This window comes from Micromonospora sp. WMMD712 (assembly GCF_029581295.1).
GTDB lineage: Bacteria > Actinomycetota > Actinomycetes > Mycobacteriales > Micromonosporaceae > Micromonospora > Micromonospora carbonacea.
The window spans coordinates 2283084-2299230 of sequence record NZ_CP120743.1; the positions used below are offsets into that span (position 1 = coordinate 2283084).

General features: G+C 69.8%; 13 protein-coding genes. 3 read left to right on the forward strand and 10 right to left on the reverse strand.

Annotation, left to right across the window (positions count from 1 at the left end):
- The 3 genes from O7633_RS09430 to O7633_RS09440 form a co-directional block, all read right to left on the reverse strand.
- On the reverse strand, positions 1–756 hold the full coding sequence (locus tag O7633_RS09430) for an alpha/beta fold hydrolase (protein ID WP_282327385.1): 756 nt from the start codon (positions 754–756) through the stop codon (positions 1–3).
- Positions 757–997: 241 nt separating this feature from the next.
- Positions 998–1441, reverse strand: coding sequence for a hypothetical protein (locus O7633_RS09435; RefSeq protein WP_278128080.1), 444 nt, complete (start codon positions 1439–1441; stop codon positions 998–1000).
- Positions 1442–1455: 14 nt separating this feature from the next.
- Positions 1456–3624, reverse strand: coding sequence for a M48 family metalloprotease (locus O7633_RS09440; RefSeq protein WP_282327387.1), 2169 nt, complete (start codon positions 3622–3624; stop codon positions 1456–1458).
- A gap of 363 nt (positions 3625–3987) precedes the next feature.
- Between O7633_RS09440 and O7633_RS09445 the strand changes: the two genes are divergently transcribed.
- Entirely contained in the window at positions 3988–4752 is a 765-nt protein-coding gene (locus O7633_RS09445) for a class I SAM-dependent methyltransferase (RefSeq protein ID WP_278128083.1), read from the forward strand.
- On the opposite strand, the gene O7633_RS09450 is transcribed toward O7633_RS09445, so the two are convergent.
- Entirely contained in the window at positions 4673–5017 is a 345-nt protein-coding gene (locus tag O7633_RS09450) for a hypothetical protein (RefSeq protein WP_278128085.1), read from the reverse strand. The genes O7633_RS09445 and O7633_RS09450 overlap by 80 nt on opposite strands.
- 342 nt (positions 5018–5359) lie before the next feature.
- On the opposite strand from O7633_RS09450, the gene O7633_RS09455 reads away from it, so the two are divergent.
- Entirely contained in the window at positions 5360–5575 is a 216-nt protein-coding gene (locus tag O7633_RS09455; protein ID WP_282327389.1) for a hypothetical protein, read from the forward strand.
- A 103-nt stretch (positions 5576–5678) separates the two neighbouring features.
- Here O7633_RS09455 and O7633_RS09460 read toward each other — a convergent pair whose 3' ends face one another.
- The 5 genes from O7633_RS09460 to O7633_RS09480 form a co-directional block, all read right to left on the reverse strand.
- Positions 5679–6512 (reverse strand): SAM-dependent methyltransferase, encoded by an 834-nt coding sequence (locus O7633_RS09460; RefSeq protein ID WP_282327390.1) that lies wholly within the window; start codon positions 6510–6512, stop codon positions 5679–5681.
- 211 nt (positions 6513–6723) lie between these two features.
- On the reverse strand, positions 6724–7962 hold the full coding sequence (locus tag O7633_RS09465; RefSeq protein ID WP_282327391.1) for a hypothetical protein: 1239 nt from the start codon (positions 7960–7962) through the stop codon (positions 6724–6726).
- On the reverse strand, positions 7955–9454 hold the full coding sequence (locus tag O7633_RS09470) for a class I SAM-dependent DNA methyltransferase (RefSeq protein ID WP_282327393.1): 1500 nt from the start codon (positions 9452–9454) through the stop codon (positions 7955–7957). The genes O7633_RS09465 and O7633_RS09470 overlap by 8 nt, the downstream gene beginning before the upstream one ends.
- Positions 9451–10986, reverse strand: a complete 1536-nt coding sequence (locus O7633_RS09475; RefSeq protein ID WP_282327394.1) for a restriction endonuclease subunit S — start codon at positions 10984–10986, stop codon at positions 9451–9453. Before O7633_RS09475 ends, O7633_RS09470 begins: the two co-directional genes overlap by 4 nt.
- Positions 10983–14450 (reverse strand): DEAD/DEAH box helicase family protein, encoded by a 3468-nt coding sequence (locus O7633_RS09480; protein WP_282327395.1) that lies wholly within the window; start codon positions 14448–14450, stop codon positions 10983–10985. Before O7633_RS09480 ends, O7633_RS09475 begins: the two co-directional genes overlap by 4 nt.
- Positions 14451–14652: 202 nt before the next feature.
- Here O7633_RS09480 and O7633_RS09485 point away from each other — a divergent pair, with 202 nt between their 5' ends.
- Entirely contained in the window at positions 14653–15219 is a 567-nt protein-coding gene (locus tag O7633_RS09485) for a hypothetical protein (protein ID WP_278128089.1), read from the forward strand.
- A 424-nt stretch (positions 15220–15643) separates the two neighbouring features.
- Here O7633_RS09485 and O7633_RS09490 read toward each other — a convergent pair whose 3' ends face one another.
- Complete coding sequence (locus O7633_RS09490; protein ID WP_282327396.1) at positions 15644–16072, reverse strand: hypothetical protein; 429 nt, start codon at positions 16070–16072, stop codon at positions 15644–15646.
- Positions 16073–16147 lie beyond the last annotated feature (75 nt).

The following is a 16147-nucleotide window of genomic DNA, read 5'->3' on the forward strand; positions in this document are numbered from 1 at the left end:
TCAGAGGGCGTAGCAGTCGGGGCGCACCGGGGAGTCGGTGAGCGCGCCCCGCACGACGGTGTACGTCGTGCCGTCGAGGACGAGGCCGAGGTGCCCGACGAGCCGCAGCGGGCACCACGACTGGATGAGCACGTTGGTGGCCCCGTCGGCGAGGGTCGCGTTGTCGACGGGCCGGACCAGCTCGTCCTGGAGGGTGCGCACGGCCGTCCACCGCACGTCGCCCGGGGTGTCGTCGCCGTCGTTGAGGGCGGTGAGGAAGCTCGACCCGATGGCCATCTGCTGGCAGGCGACGATGCCGAGGCAGCTGCCGAGGCCGAGGAACTTGGCGATGTCGGCGACGTAGGTGCCGTAGTGCGGGGTGCCGAGGCTGACGTACCGGCCGACCTTCGTGTCGCCGCCGAGGTTGCGGATGAGATAGCGGGAGACCAGGCCGCCCTCGGAGTGGGCGACGAGGTCGACGCGGGCCGCTCCGGTGGCGGCGCGCACCTGGTCGACGTACGTTCCGAAGGCCCGCGCGGAGTCGGCGATGTCGCCGAGGCCGAGGCCGGGCAGCTGGAAGATCGACACCCGGAAGCCGCCGGCGCGCAGGCGGGCGGCGAGCGGCTCGTAGCCGAGGGCGGGGGTGCTGAGCCCGGCGACGACGATGACGGGGTTGCCGGCAGCGGCGGCCCGGGCGGCGGCCGGGGACGGGGCGGCCAGCGCGGCGGCGGTGGCGGTGGACGCGGCGAGGGCGACGAGGATCTTCCGGAGCAGCATGGCTGCACCTCCTGGTGGGGGTGTCCCGGCGGGGGCCGGGTGGAGGCGAGAGCGTTCCGATCGATCGTGGAAAGATGATGGGGCCGGCAATCCAGTCACGTCAATGAAAAGTTACGCATGAGTAACAGATTGTCGCGCCCAGCGCGAATTCCGGCGACCCGAACTCATGATCGACTTCGTGTCGGGGAGGTGGCGGTATCAATCCCCCGTGGATACCACCACCTCCCCGACATGATCTTGGCTACCCGCCAGCGCCCACCTCGCCGGCCGCCTTGCCGGACCCGGCAGCCTCGCCGGACTGGGCCGCCTGGCGGAGCGCCCGGGTCGCCTGGTCGATCAGCTTCGTGGCGTCCGTGCGGCCGTTGACCTGGATCTCCACCTCGGACTCCCCCGCCTGCACCCGGACGCTCACCTCGGTGCGCTGCTGGTCCACCCAGCTCTGCAACAGGTTGAACAGCCCCGGCAGCAGCGCCTGCGCCACCACCGCGATGATCACGGCGTCACTGAACCCGGGCCGCCCGCCGGAGCGCCCGCCCCCGGCGGCGCGCACGGCGGCGCGGAACTCGGGGCGCTGGTGGATCCAGCTCAGCAGCGGCACCCGGGGCGGCCGGGCGGCGCGCGGCGTCAGCACCAGCCGCACCGGCTGCCGCGCCCCGGCCGACGCCCCCGTCGAGCTCTCCGTCACGTGGTCGCTCTCCTTCACTCGCCGTTGGGCAGGAACGTGATCCTGCCGTCGACCACCGACAGGACGCCCTCGACGCCGAACGAGTCGTCGTCGCTGAACGGGCTGGCCCCGAAGTAGCCGTCGCTGGTGCCGGTCGCCAGCACCGACCCCTGCGCGTCGTACGGGGTCGACACCCGGGCCGTGGCGGGGCCGGTCAGCTCCACCGCGATCCGCGGGTACTCGGTGATCTTCCAGGCGATCTTCTTCACCGTGCTGCCGTTGTAGTAGCGGAAGGGGCAGCCCTCCGGGGCCGCCACCTTCTGCGCCGCGCAGTCGTCCAGGTGCCTGCGCACCTCCGCCTCGGCCGCCTCCCGCGCGCCCGGGGCCAGCACCGGCTCCAGCCGCACCTGGCCCGCGCTGTCCATCCCGGGGACGATGGCGACGGCCTGCGCCGGGGTCTCCGCGAGCACCGTGCTCTGCCCGCCGACCGTGTAGACGCCGGGCAGCAGCGCGAGGGTGTCCCCCTCCGGGGGCGTCTCGACCGGCACCCCGTTGACCGTCAGGCCCGCCTGCCCACCGGGGACGCCCAGCGCTACCGGCCCGCCGGTGAGCCGCCACTCGTGGAACAGGCCCAGCGTCGCCGACTCCTCCCGGCGCAGCGACAGCTCGGCCGGCACCCGCTGGCCGGCGAGGGTGAACTCGACCTTCGCCGTCGCCTCGTCGCCGTCCCGGTCGACCGAGAGCACATCCACGTCGTCGGGCGGCTGGTAGCCCTCCGCCTCGACCAACGCGGCGAGCCGGTCGACGTCGCCGACCGCCGACCGCGCGTCGGGGGTCACCAGCTCCAGGGCCGCCCGGGCGTCGTGGTCGGCCAACGCCGAGAAGTAGCCGTCGACGGCCTGCGCCGGGCGGAACAGGGCCCACTGCGTCACCCCGAGCAGGGTGCCGCCGAAGGCGCAGGCCAGGGCCAGCGCGCCGGCCACCAGCATCGCCCGTGGGGACGCGACCGCCCCCGGCCGCCCGAACAGGCCCTCGGCGGTCACCGGGGCGGCGACGACGCCGTCGGCAGCCGCCGGGGTGAGCGCTTCCAGCCGGTCCAGCCGCAGCTCGGACGCCGGATGCGTGGCGCAGACCGCCTCGTCCCAGCCGCTGCGCCCGCTCTCGAACGACTTGCGCCGCTCCAGCATGTCCCGCAGGCCCTGGGCGTGGCCGGCGAGCACCGCGCCCGCGTCGGCGCGGTACTCGGCGGCCCGCACGTCGCGCGAGTGCAGCGGCAGCACCACGTACTTCATGGTGAGCAGCACGGGCCAGAAGAAGACGAACACCACGAAGTTGGTCGCCGGATGCGGGAAGGTGCGCATCAGCCACGTCGGCACGGCGTGCAGCAGCACCAGGGGCAGCGCCACGCCCCGGACGAACGCGCTGGTCACCTCGTCGCCGGTGCGCCAGTGCACCAGCTCGTGGCTGAGCAACGCCGCGACGTTCTCGTCCGGCTCGTCGAGCAGGCCGGTGGTGACGACCACGTGCCGGGCGTACGCGCGGGCGTTGGTGAGCACCGGGTCGTCCTCGATGAGCAGCCGGGGCACGGTGGGCAGGCCGAGGGCACGCGCGCAGTCGTGCAGGACGGGTTGGAGCCGTTCGGCCTCGCGGCGGCTGAGCCGGCGCGCGCCCGAGACGGCCAGCAGGCGCGGCTCCCACATGATCCGGTACAGGGTGTAAAGCACGCCGATCAGCGCGGCGGCGCCCACCATCCCGGCCAGGCCGGTGAACAGGTTCGCCGGCTCGTCGAACGCGTCGAGCCAGGGCCAGACCAGCACGAACAGGAAGCCGGCGAGGAAGCCGAACGCGACGCCGACGAAGCTGCCGAGCACCCCGCCGGAGCGGGCGAGGAACGCGTCGAGCAGCGAGCCGACGAGTGGGGCGTCCCGCACCGGCTCCGGCAGCACCTCGCCGAGGTTGCCGCCCCCGTTGACGATGCCGGCCACGCCGGCCACGATCGCGCACGACACCCCGAGGAGCAGCGCGGCGGGCACGTAGAACCAGGTGGCCAGGAACGCGCCCAGCACGCCGCGCCAGTCGCGCAGCACCCCGGCGCGCAGCCAGACCAGCACGCTCGGGTATCCCGGGGGCCGGGCGGCGAAGCGCTGCGCGAGGCCGGAGGGGCCCCCGCCCCCGGCGGCGGGCGCGGGGTCGGTGGGTGTCACGGGCGCAGCCGGTGTGTCGGCTGCGGCAGGTCTGACGTGCGGGTCAGCGTCCGGGTCGCGCACGGCGGCTCCTCGGCTCGACCGCCACCGCGGAACGGGTGGCGAGGGGGAACGGATAAGGGCACGGCGTATCGGACGGGCGGCTCGGCCGACCGTCGGAGGAATTGCGCAGGTGCGATGAGAGCCGCCGATCCCATGAACGGGAGCCGACGACGACGCAGCACGTTACCCGTCCATAGTGGATCTCGCCAGCAGATTACCGACAATGGTTCGTGACCGGAGTCAGGGACGGCCGACAATGGAGTTCCGACGGAAGGTGAAAACCGCTCGCCATATTGGGCGGAGACATCGACACTGTTCGCCGTGGACGACGCCGTGCGACGCAACCGGGCCGCCTGGGAGACCGCCGCCGGGAAGTACGTCCGGGAGCACGACGGCCTGCTGCGCGAGGCGCGGGAGGGCACGTCGCTGCACCCGTCCGAGATCGAGCTGCTGCGCCCGCTGCTGCGCGCCGCGCCGGTGGTGGTGCACCTACAGAGCGGCCACGGCCTCGACGACGTGGCCCTGGTCGCGGCCGGCGCGCGTACGGTGATCGGGGTCGACTACAGCGCGGTGACGACCGGCGCGGCGCACCGGCGTGCCGCCACCCTGGGTCTGGCCTGCCGGTACGTGGTCGCCGAACTCCCCGGCGCTCCGCTGCGCGACGGCTGCGCGGAGCTGGTCTACACGGGCAAGGGCGCGCTGATCTGGATGCGGGACCTGGCCGCCTGGGCGCGCGACGTCGCCCGGCTGCTGCGGCCGGCGGGCCACCTGTTCGTGTACGAGGCACACCCGGCGGCCGCCCTGTGGAGCTGGGACGCCGACGAGCCCCGGATCCGGGCCGACCGGAGTTACTTCGGTGATTGCTTCGTCAACGACACGTTCCCGGGAAACGGGGCGGTGGAATTCCAGTGGACCCTGGGGGAAATCGTCGGCGCGGTGCTCGCCGCCGGGCTGGAGCTGCTCCACCTGGCCGAACACCCCGAACCGTTCTGGCGGCCGGGCGGAATCACGGCGGCGGCCTGGTCCGGGCGGCTGCCGAACGCGTTCTCCCTGCTCGCCCGCCGCCCGCCGGAGCCGGCAGACTAGCCAGCACCCGCAGCCCAGCCGGCTGCACAAAGATCGAGCGGCGCGCGACCGCGTCGCCCCGCGCGTCGATCTGGTAGCCGTCGAGCCAGGTCCAGTCGTGGTAGGTGACCCAGTCGGCGTGCACGCGGATCAGCCGGAAGAAGATCGGCTGGACGAACTGCGGGCTCGCCGCCCGGGCCACGTGCAGCAGCGTCCCGGCCCGCAGCAGGGCTTCGGTCGGGGCATAGGGAGCTGAGTCATCGGCGACATCACGCGCCGCGCTCACGGCTTCCCACCCGCGCCGCCGCCCGCACCGTCGTCCCCGGACCGGTCCGCCCCCCAGTCCCCCGCCCCCTCCTCGGGCTCCGGCCCGTGCGGCCAGTGCCGGTGGCTGATCGGCAGGCGGTGGCGGTGCCGGCAGGGCAGCTCGTTGCCGCACGCGCAGACGTACCGCCACCGAACCCACGACCACACGGGCTTGTGCCGACAGGCCAGAGTCACGGCCGTGGTGAGCAAATAATCCCAGTACGAGAGCCTTCGCCGCATATGAACACCATGCCGGCCAGCCAGCAGGTTAGTCAACTGGCAATATCCGATTGGCTAGACGATACCGCCCTACGTTCGGTTCATGGACCGTGGCCCGGGGTCCCTGATGGGGCCCTACGAGATCGCAGAGCGCCTGGGCGTGTCGCGGCAGCGGTTCCAGCAGCTCGCCCGGTATCCCACCTTCCCGAAGCCCTACCAGGAGCTGCGCGGCATGAAGGTGTGGCTGGCCGAGGACGTCGAAGAGTGGATCAGGAAGTACCGCCAGCCGCGCCCCACCGACGACGACACCCCGGAGTGAGCCTCCCGGCCCAGACGCCGACCGGGCAGGCGGGGCGCGGTCCATCCCGCAACCCCGCCTACCCGGCCTGCGAGCGTGCCGAACACGGGTGCGCGGTCACGGATCAGCCGGCGATCCGGCCCATCGCGCCGTAGCCGAGCTGCCGCGACGGCGTCTGGGCATCCACGTCCAGGCCCGGGTCCGGACGCCAGTCCGCCATCAGGGTCACCCCCGGATCCACCAGTTCCATGCCTTCGAACCAGGACGCGAACGTCGCCTCGTCCCGCACGTGGAGGGTCGCGCCGACCCCGGCCTGGTAGGCGGCGACCATTCGGTCGACCTGTGCTCTCGTTTCCGCGTCCACCGTGTCGGCGGTGAGGTGGGAGATCGCGAGGTAACTGCCAGGCGCCAGGGCGTCCCGGTACGCCGCGACGAGGCCCTTCGGATCATCCTCGTCGGGTACGAACACGAGCAGCCCACCCAGGATGATCCCCACCGGCTGAGACAAATCGATCAAATCGCGGACTGCCGGGTGTGCCCACACCTGTTCGGGGTGCCTCCCGTCGGCTTCCGCCATGGCGACGAGCGGCTCCTTCGCCAGAATTTCCTCGCCGTGGATGACGGCCGACGGGTCGTTGTCCACATAAATCACCCGCGCGCGTGGGTTGAGCGCGTGCGCCACCTCGTGCGTATTGTTGGCAGTCGGCAGACCCGCCGCGATGTCGATGAACTGCTCCACCCCCTGCGCCACCAGATATCGCACGGATCGGCGCAGCCAGTCCCGGTTACCGCGAGCCAGCAGGTCGACGCTGGGCAGCGTCAGCTTGATGCGCTCCGCCTTCTGCCGGTCGATGGCGAAGTTGTAGAGCCCTCCCAGATAGTAATCGTAAATGCGTGCAATATTGGCGTTTTCCACGTCAGCTACCGCCCCATTCAGGCGGTTGGCGATTGCCGTCATTCGAGCCCCTTCGGAGGTTGCCACGGCGCGGAACCGGCTCGCCGGCCCGCCACATGATAATCCGACAACCGCAGAAATTGCGATACTGCGTCCGCCATCGATTTGACTGTACGGACGTTCTTACGGCAGCCGTCGCTCGTGGTCGTCAGCTTGGAAGAGGCTCAATGATGACGGTTGCGGTGGTGGTTCACAGGGCCGACGGTCGGCCCGCTCAGCCCTCGTCGCCCCCGCGCTGGCCGGGCGCTCGATCGGTGATCAGACTGGAGAGCTTGCCCGTCGCCGTCCTGGCCAGGTCGAAGGTCGCGTTGCCGAGGCGCTTGGCGGTGTCGACGCCCTCTGCTCCCGTCTCGAGCGCCTTGTCTCTCACCTCCATGGCCGCGTCCGCCCATCGTCTCGCCTCCGGCGACCGTCGGTCGCCCTCGATTCCGAGCCGCCCATGGAAGTCGACGATGGCGACCGAGACGTGGCTGCTCGACTGCACCACAGCCGGAGCGTCGAACGGATGCATCAGCACCTTCGTGTTGGCCCTGCCGGCGGCCGCGTCCAGGCGGGCCATCAGGCGCTCGGTGCACCGTGAGATGAGCGCCAGCCGATCCTCCCGAGCAGCCTTCAGGCCGAGGCGGTGCCCGTCCAACTCCCCCGGGGACGCGTCCAGCACCCGGTCGAGTTCGAGCACGGCGACCGCGTCCTGCAACTGGAAGCAGCGGGCCAGCACGGCGAGCCACTCGCGCGCCGTGGACTCTGCCTCCTTGGCCGCCTTGGCGAGATCACCAATTGCAGTCTTCCGCTCCAGCTTCTCCGCGAGTGCGTCGAGTTGACGCAACGCGTACGCCTGGGTCTCCGCGATCGTGGCCGGCGCGCCCTGCACCTTCGACCACGTGACCTCGTCGACCAGTCCATTCTTCGCCTCGCGGACGGTCATGACCTCCTCGATGACGAGACCCACTCCGATCATCCGGGCCAGCACCGCGTCCTTCTGGGCGCGCAGCACATCGTCGACCTTCTCCTCGATCCTGGCGAGATAGTCGGTGATCTCCTCCATCGTCTGCTGCATCGCGAGCTGTGCCATGATGCCCGCAGCGCCAGCCAGAACCGCCGGGTTACCCGCAATCGCTTTAGGCGTTTTCTGGATCTGGAGCCACGACTTGATCGAGCCCGGCTGCCCCACCATCGCATGACTGACGCCGGGGGTCTTGCTCGGCATCAGCCCGAACTTCTGGACCTTCTCCGCAGACTCCTTGGTCAGCTTCACCCAACGGCCTGAGTTGGCGGCAACCTCGGAGGCTGCCTGGGCGACCGCAGCTCCGGCGCTGAGGGCAGGCCCGAGCCGTTGCAGTTTGAGGTCCCTCGCCGGCAGCCCCTCGGAGACGAGAAAGACTTCGACAGCCCTCGGGTTCCCGATGACCGCCAGCCCGTCGCCGTCACTGATCAGCTCGATATCGTCACTCATCGCCGGCCCCTGACGTGTGGGCTCCCAGGGCTTCGGCGATGGCGGCGAACTCGCGCAGCGCCGCCTGGAGGTCTTCGACGATCTCCTGCGCAATCACCTCGGGCGGCAGCAGCGCGTCGGCGTCGGACAGGGACGCGTCCTTCAACCACGTGATGTCGAGGTTGACCTTGTCGCGGGCGATCAGCTCGTCGTACCCGAAAGCCTTGAACCGCTCGGTCTCGACGCGCTCCGACCGGTCCTTGCCGGGCAGGTAGCAGTCCACGAAGTCCTGGAGGTGTTCGCGGCGCAGCGGGTTCTGCTTGAGCGTGAAGTGCTGGTTGGTGCGGAAGTCGTACACCCAGAGCTTTTCGGTCCACGGCTGTTCGCGGGCGCGCTTGCGCTCGAAGAACAGCACGTTGGCCTTCACCCCGCCGGCGTAGAAGATGCCGGTGGGCAGGCGCAGCATGGTGTGCAGGTCATACTGGTTGAGCAGCCGGCGGCGGATGACCTCGCCCGCGCCGCCCTCGAACAGCACGTTGTCGGGCAGCACGACCGCCGCCCGCCCGTCGATCTCCAGCAGCGAGGCGATGTGCTGCACGAAGTTGAGCTGCTTGTTGGCGGTGGTGGCCCAGAAGTCGGCGCGCTCGATCTCGCGTTCCTCGCGGCTGGCCTTGCCGCCCTCCCCCACCATCCGGATCGACGAGCTGCGGCCGAACGGCGGGTTGGCGAGCACCAGGGTGACCCGCCGGCTCGGCTCCTTGCTGAGCGCGTCCCGAACCGCGATCAACGACGGGCCGTTCGGGGTGCCGATGCCGTGCAGCAGCATGTTCATCGCCGCCAGGCGGGCGGTGCCGTCGACCAGCTCGGTGCCGGTGATCGCCCCGTTGGCGAGCCGCCGCCGCTGGTCCGGGGTGAGGGAGCTGCCGTGGTGGCGCTGGATGTGGTCGAACGCGGCGAGCAGGAAGCCGCCCGTGCCGCACGCCGGGTCGGTGATCGTGTCGTCGGGGGTGGGCAGCATGCAGTCGACCATGGCGGCGGTCAGCGCGCGCGGGGTGAAGTACTGCCCCGCGCCCGACTTCGCGTCCTCCGCGCCCTTGGCCAGCAGCTCCTCGTAGGCGTCGCCCTTGACGTCGACGCCGGTGCCCGACCACTGCTCCTTGTCGATCAGGTCCACGATCAGCCGCTTGAGCTTCACCGGATCCTGGATCTTGTTCTGCGCCTTGCGGAAGATCGTGCCGAGCGTGCCGCCCTCCCGGGCCAGCCCGGTGAGGATGCGCCGGTACTGCACCTCCAGCGCGTCGCCCTCGGCGTCGAGCAGCGTCTGCCAGCTCAGCTCGCTCGGCACGATCTGCTCCGGCCGCAGCTTCCGGTTGGCGCGCTCGTCGGCCATCTTGAGGAATAGCAGGTAGGTCAACTGCTCCACGTAGTCGATCGTCGAGACGCCGTCGTCGCGCAGCACGTCGCAGTAGTTCCAGAGCTTCTGCACCAGGCGGCGCGAATCCACAGTGCTCACAGTGGCAAGGTCTCCTGCTGGTAGTCGTCGCCGGTCACCCTGGTCGCCGGAGCCGGCAGCTCCTTGGGGGTACGTCGAGAGCGCGTCCGCTGTTTGGGGATGGTGGCCGCCCGCTCGGCCTTGATCCGGGCGAGCAGCTCGGAGGCCGGCTCGTCGTCGGGATCCTGCGGCACGAGCTGACCATTAAAAGCCCGACTCATCAGCGCATTCTTTAGGCCTTCAGCCTGGTTAGCCACATTCTGTATTGACGATGAGAGCCGATCGACCATCGACAGGCAACTGCTTACCTCCTGCACGATTCTTGTTTGCACCTCAATCGACGGCAATAGGATCGGCAGTCGACGGAGTGTTGAGATGTTGATGCCCTTGACCGCCACTCCGCGTGCGTGACGCTTAAAGTAGTTCTGCGCGAACGGACTTTGTAAATATGCGTGAACAAAAGCAGGATTCACTCCGGGCAGAACTGATATTCTAGCCACATCCCGGCTAATATTTGCTGCCATCAAATCCGGCGGAACAACCGCCGACCGTTCATACGAACCACGAACAGCCATCACCACGTCACCCGGCCGAATTCGCGCTCCAGAGAACTGCTCATCCAATTCTCGGCTTGTTCTATGCAGAACCTTCCCGCCTAGAACACATCCAGCAAGATCCTTGACTTCAACATAGGGCACCACACCACCCTCTCGAATCCTCGGTTTGAGGATGCCGTAACGAATAATCCTGACAGGATCAGTGACCGCCTCCAGGCTGCATATCTCCCACCCCGCTGGAGCAGGCGGTACAACTTCCAGATCAGGGCTGACTGGTTCCTTATAGGGGACACCAGGCCTGGCTCGACTCCACACGTCCCGCCTGATCCGGGCAAGCGATTTCATCGGCGCTAAATTATCACAACGAGCAGCGACACCGGCGCGGTCCTTATACATCTCTGCATAAATTGAACGAACAAGCGCCTCCCCCCCTCGGTCCACCAACTGAAGATTCCGCTTGGCTGTCGCCAGAGTTTGGAGATGCCGCTCAAGAATCGCAACGATGCGCCGCTGCTCGGCAAGCGGAGGAATGGGCAAGTCGAGTTCAGCTAGCCACGACCGAGGAACTCGTCGGAGCCCGACGGCCCCAGTCATGGCAGCCTGAGCCTTCTTGCGCGTGCTCGATTGAAGCAGAAAATAGGAAAGGTAAGCAGGGTCAACAGCCCCGAAGGAGCGAAGAACAAATAGTTCGGTACTACCCAAAGCACGCCCACTTGCAAGCCCGCGAGCCACGGCAATCTTGCCATTCTCCATACAGGGAGTAACTTTGGCGAAAAGCACATCACCTTCCTGGAATGGCGTAAGTGACCGATTCTTCACCTCGCCATAGCGCTTACCTTGGCTAGCATCAATTCGACCTGTCTCTGCCTCCACTGAAGCCATCGGCACCAGTGAGACCAGATCATTGTCATCCGGCCACTGATCAAATGCGCGCGGGTTGATGGCCACCACGTCGTCCAACTTGACGTTCACCCAGCCCTTTGGCAGGTCGGTCACGCGGAAAGCTCCCCGTTGAGTTCGTCCAGCAGCGGTTCGGCGCGGTCGCCGAAGGCGTTCGCGTACCCGTCGATGCCGCCGCGTTCCGTGAACGGCGCGCCCTCCAGGTCGTCGGCGGTGATCTCCACGCTGACCGCTATCACGTCCTTGATCCTCTCCAGCCACCACACCTGGTCGGCAGTGAACGTAGCCCTCGCCTGTTGCTGCCGCAGCAGCCACCCACGGAAGCGCTCCTCTATGGACGTCCGATATGGACGTAGCTCCTGGTCGAACCCCAGCTCGTAGCGGATCAGGGCCACCAGGTCGGTGACCCCGCGCGGGCCGGGCTGCTCGGCGGTCCGGCCCAGCAGGACGTACGCCTTCCACAGCGACTCCGGCGTCCACGCCTGCGGGGGCCGCGCGATGCGCGTCGCCAGCTCCTTGAGCTGGTCGTAGCTGATCCGACCCTTGCCCTCGTAGAACACCTGCAACGCGGTGATCTCGTCGCGGTGCTGCTCCAGGTAGTCGTGCCAGCTCCGCACGGTGACCCGGGCGCGTTCGGCGGCGGGCACCCCGGCGGCGGACACGAGCCGGTCGGCGTTGACCTCGTCGATGGTGATGTCGTGCGCCTGGCGGATCTCCAGGATGCGGGCGCGCAGCTGCGGGTTCGCGGCGAGCGGGCGCAGCGCGCCGGCCAGCAGATCGCGTACGGCCGCCGGCCCGGCCTGGGTCGCCGGGTTGAGCTGTTCGGGGGCCACGGCCTCGACGAGGCCGCTAACGATGCCGGTGAGGGGCTGGCCGCCCAGCTCGGCCAGCTCCGCGCGCTCGTCGTCGGTGAGCTGCCGGTCGAGCCGGGACAGCCGGGCGGCGAGGGTGGCCACCTCGTCGGGGTTGGCGGTGAGCGTGCCGGCCTTGCGCAGCAGGTCGCGCAGGGAGATCTGCTGCTCGGTGTGCCGGTGCAGGGGCACCGCCTCGTCCAGGTCGGCCTCGGTGACGCCGACCGCGTCGACGATGACGAAGCGGTCCTTGACCTCGGCGTCGGGGGTGACGGACTGGAAGTCGGCGGGGTCGATGGTGCGCGCCCCGCGCCCCTTCATCTGCTCGAAGTAGGTGGCGCTGCGCACCGGCCGCAGGAAGAACACGCACTCCAGGGGCTTCACGTCGGTACCCGTGGCGATCATGTCGACGGTGACGGCGATGCGCAGCTCCGGGCTGTTGCGGAACGCCTGGATGAGGGCGTCGGGGTTGTCGCCGTCCCGGCGCGACGAGTAGGTGATCTTCTTGGCGAAGTCGTTGCCCCGGCCGAAGACGAGCCGCACCATGGCGACGATCTCCTCGGCGTGGTTGTCGTCGCAGGCGAAGATCAGCGTCTTGGGCACGGTGGAGCGGCCGGGGAAGATCTCGGTGAACAGCCGGTCCCGGAAGGTCTCCAGCACCAGCTTGAGCTGCCCCTTGGCGATGACGGACCGGCCGACCTGCCGCCCGTCGTAGGCGAAGTCGTCCTCCAGTTCCTGGAGGCGCTCGGCGCGGGTGCGGCGGTCGCGCCGCGGCACGACGGTGCCGGCCTCGATCTTCTGCCCCTGCTCGGTGATCTCCGTCTTGATCCGGTAGACGTCGAAGTCGACGTTGACGCCGTCGGCGACGGCCTGCTCGTAGGTGTACTCCGAGACGAGGTTCTGGCCGAAGAAGCCGAGGGTCTGCTTGACCGGGGTGGCGGTCAGCCCCACCACGAACGCGTCGAAGTATTCGATGACCGCCCGCCACTTGCCGTAGATGGAGCGGTGGCACTCGTCGACCACGATCAGGTCGAACGCCTCCGGCGGCAGCTGCGGGTTGTAGCCGACCTCGGCCGGGGCGTCCAGGTCGTAGCTGTCGTAGGCCCGGTCGTCGACGTCGACGTCGGGCAGCTCGTCGCCGCGCAGCGCCCCGTACAGCCGCTGGATCGTGGAGATCACCACGTTGGACGAGTCGGGCATCCCCGCGCCGGAGAGCCGGTCGACGGCGTACAGCTCGGTGAACTTCCGGCCGTCGTCGGGGGTCTGGTAGGCGGCGTACTCGCGCAGGGTCTGCTTGCCGAGGTTGTTGCGGTCGACCAGGAACAGGATGCGGCGGGCGCGGGCGTGCCTGAGCAGCCGGTAGCTGGCCGTGACGGCGGTGAACGTCTTCCCGGCCCCGGTGGCCATCTGGATCAGGGCGCGCGGCCGGTCCTCGGCGAGGGAGCGCTCCAGGCCCTCGACGGCGTCGACCTGCGCCGGGCGCAGGCCGAGTCGGTCCAGCGCCGGCATCCGGCGCAGCCGGGCCCGCAGGGTGGGCGCGGCGGGCTCATCGTCCGCCTCCCGCATCCACCGCGCGAGCGTCTCGGGCCGGTGGAAGGCGAACACCTCCCGGGTACGCGGGAACGGGTCGAGCCCGTTGACGAAGGTGGTCTCGGTGCCGGTGGCGACGTAGCCGAACGGCAGGGGCGCGTCGCGCCGCCAGGCGCTGAACTGCTGCTCGGGGGTCAGCCCGGTGAGATACCGGTCGAGTTGCGCCTCGACGCCGCGCGGCGCGGTGCCTTCCCGCTTGGCCTCGATCACCCCGACGAGGCGCTGGTCGACGTAGAGCAGGTAGTCGGCCCGGCCGGTGGCCAGGGTCACCTCCCGCACGGCGACGCCCGTGGCCGCGAACAGGTTGAGGTGGCTCCCGTTCTGCACCGACCAGCCGGCGGCGGTGAGTTGCCGGTCGATCTCGGCGCGGGTCTGCACCTCGTTGAGCGGCTCGTGGGAGGCGCGGCGGGCGCGGCTGATGAAGTCCTCCCTCTTGGCAGCGGACACCTTCGCCGGCTTCGCGCTGTCGAACGCCTGCTGCGCCGCCTCGACGCCCGGCTCCAGGCTTTCCAGCAACGCGGCGGCCTGCGGGCGTCGGGCGTCGGCCTCCCGCACGGCCTGCTCGGCGGCGGATGCCGCCGCGGCCTGCGCCAGCTCCAGCGACGGCTGCCCGTCCAGCAGCAGCTTCGTCTCGGCGAGCTCCCGCTTGTACCGCTCGATCTCGGCCCGTAGCCCTTCGGCGACCGACGCGGAGACCTGGGCCGATGGCGGGGTAGGCGGCACGAAGCCGAACGGCGTGCGGTCGTCGGTCAACGCCCGGTGATACCAGACGCCCAGCTCGAAGCAGGTACGCAGCAACTCCAGCGCCTCGCGGACCTCCCCCAGGTGATCGTGCACGGCCCGGTTGCCGGTGTCCCGCAGACGGTCGAAGGCGGCGTACACCTTTGCGGTGAGCGCGCCTGCGGTGTGCAGGGCCTGCACCTGGTGGAAGAAGCTGTCCTTGACCGGGGTGACCTGCGTGCGTCGCACCAGGTCACGAGCGAGCACGTCCCCGAACGCGCGGGCCTTGAACATCGCCGACTGCGCGTCGACGTAGACCAACAGCTCCGCGCCGGCCCCATACCAGACCAGCAGCGGATGGTCCTTCAAGAACCCGAAGTTGGCGGACTGCTCCGCCAAGCGGCGTACCTGCCGAGGATCCACGACTCTCCACGTCCATAGTCGACGGTGAACACGACAGGATATGAGGAGATGCCCATATTCGCCCACCGCCGACGTATCGGGTATCCGACAGAAACTCACGAGAACTATCGACGATCTTCATCCGTTGATGAGTCAGGATTCTTCGCGATCACTGTGGACCGACACGACCGGGAGAGCCATGCGGGACAGCCTTCTCAGCACCGCCGACGAGGTGTTGGAGCGGCTCGAAGACGAGATCGCCTTCCTGGCGGAGGGCCTGGCCGGGGTGTCCGAACAGCTCACCTGCCTGACCGCCGAGCTCGACGGCCAGCTCGCCGAGGGCGCTCCCGACCAGGTGGGGCACACCCTCGACCGGGTCGCCGCGCTCCTGTGCGACCAGGTGCTCAGCGACCTGACGGCCCTGGCCGGGCTCGGCGCGATCCGCCACGGCCATCCCCCACAACGGGAGGACGACAGCGTCCACGCGATCCCCACGCCGACCGCCGTGGGCCTCCCCGCCGCCGGGCAGGGCGACGCGGGCCAGCGCCCGGCCGACGAGTTGCAGGCCCGGGCCGCGGCGGCGGCGGACCACCTCCGGCGCTTGTCGGCCTTCGTCACCGACCGGTTCGACCTGGCCCGCGCGGCGGCGGAACGTGGTGACGCCGACCGGGCGCTGGAGGAGCTGCGGCTGACGCGGGAGGCCGCCGGGAGCGCACCTGCGGGCTACCAGCTCTGGCTGACCTGCCTGGCCGACCTGCCCGGCTGACCCCGCCGCGCCGCCCCACGGCCACCACTCGCAACCCACACCCAGCAGCCACGACCCGCCGCCCACGACCCACGCGGCCCACGACTCACAACTCACGATCCCGGCCCGCGACCAGCCGACCCCGGACGGTCGGGACGGGGATGGCCGTCGGCCGTTGCGGAATGTGACCACAGCAGCTCGGCGCCCACACCCCCGTGCGAAACCCTTTGCTCTGCACCCGCATGCGCAACAGTCACGCGCGGTAGCCTGTCGCTCGACCCCGCATTGATCCACGAAACGCTATGTGCAGAGCTGGATTGCAGTGTTGCGCGAGTGGGTGCAGAGCAAAGGAGGAACGGGAAGTCCTGCGCGGTCGACGGGTCCTCACGAAGAGTCACGCACCGTGCGCCGCCGCACGCAGCCCCGCACTTCTCACGGAAAGTGATCAGCCTGAGGTGCGCTCCGGGGTGGCAGCGGGTCGGACCCCCGCCGCCACGGCCCGCAGCTCCGGCTCGGGCACCTGCTCCGGGTCGGCGCGCACATCGACGGCCACCCCGGGCTCGACCAGCCGGAACGCCTCGCCGTCGCCGACGAGGCCGGTCACGCCGCCCTCGGTGAACTCGGTGAGTGGCCACGTCGCCGCGTCCCGTTCGTGGTAGTCGGCGAGGAAGTCCCGCAGCTCGTCGAGCGTGCCCAGCCGGCCCCCGCGCAGGACGTGTACCCGCAGGTCGACGCGCCAGCCCTCCGCCACCTGCCGCTCCCACACCCGGGTCCGGAAGCGCACCCCCTCCCATTCGCTGGCGAAGTCGGACACCTCCCCGTCGACCCCCGCCGGCACGTACCCGATCAGGAACCCGCCCAGGTCTCCGCTCATCGACGCCTCCCCTCGCCCGATCCGGCGCTCACGCCGAATCTTGGACAATCATCGTCCACAGCGGACGACAGCTGT

Bases quoted from the DNA above. Each gene is read 5' to 3' on its own strand.
- O7633_RS09465 (WP_282327391.1), bottom strand. From the start codon at position 7,962: ATGAGTGACGATATCGAGCTGATCAGTGACGGCGACGGGCTGGCGGTC.
- O7633_RS09430 (WP_282327385.1), bottom strand. From the start codon at position 756: ATGCTGCTCCGGAAGATCCTCGTCGCCCTCGCCGCGTCCACCGCCACC.
- O7633_RS09490 (WP_282327396.1), bottom strand. From the start codon at position 16,072: ATGAGCGGAGACCTGGGCGGGTTCCTGATCGGGTACGTGCCGGCGGGG.
- O7633_RS09485 (WP_278128089.1), top strand. From the start codon at position 14,653: ATGCGGGACAGCCTTCTCAGCACCGCCGACGAGGTGTTGGAGCGGCTC.
- O7633_RS09460 (WP_282327390.1), bottom strand. From the start codon at position 6,512: ATGACGGCAATCGCCAACCGCCTGAATGGGGCGGTAGCTGACGTGGAA.
- O7633_RS09455 (WP_282327389.1), top strand. From the start codon at position 5,360: ATGGACCGTGGCCCGGGGTCCCTGATGGGGCCCTACGAGATCGCAGAG.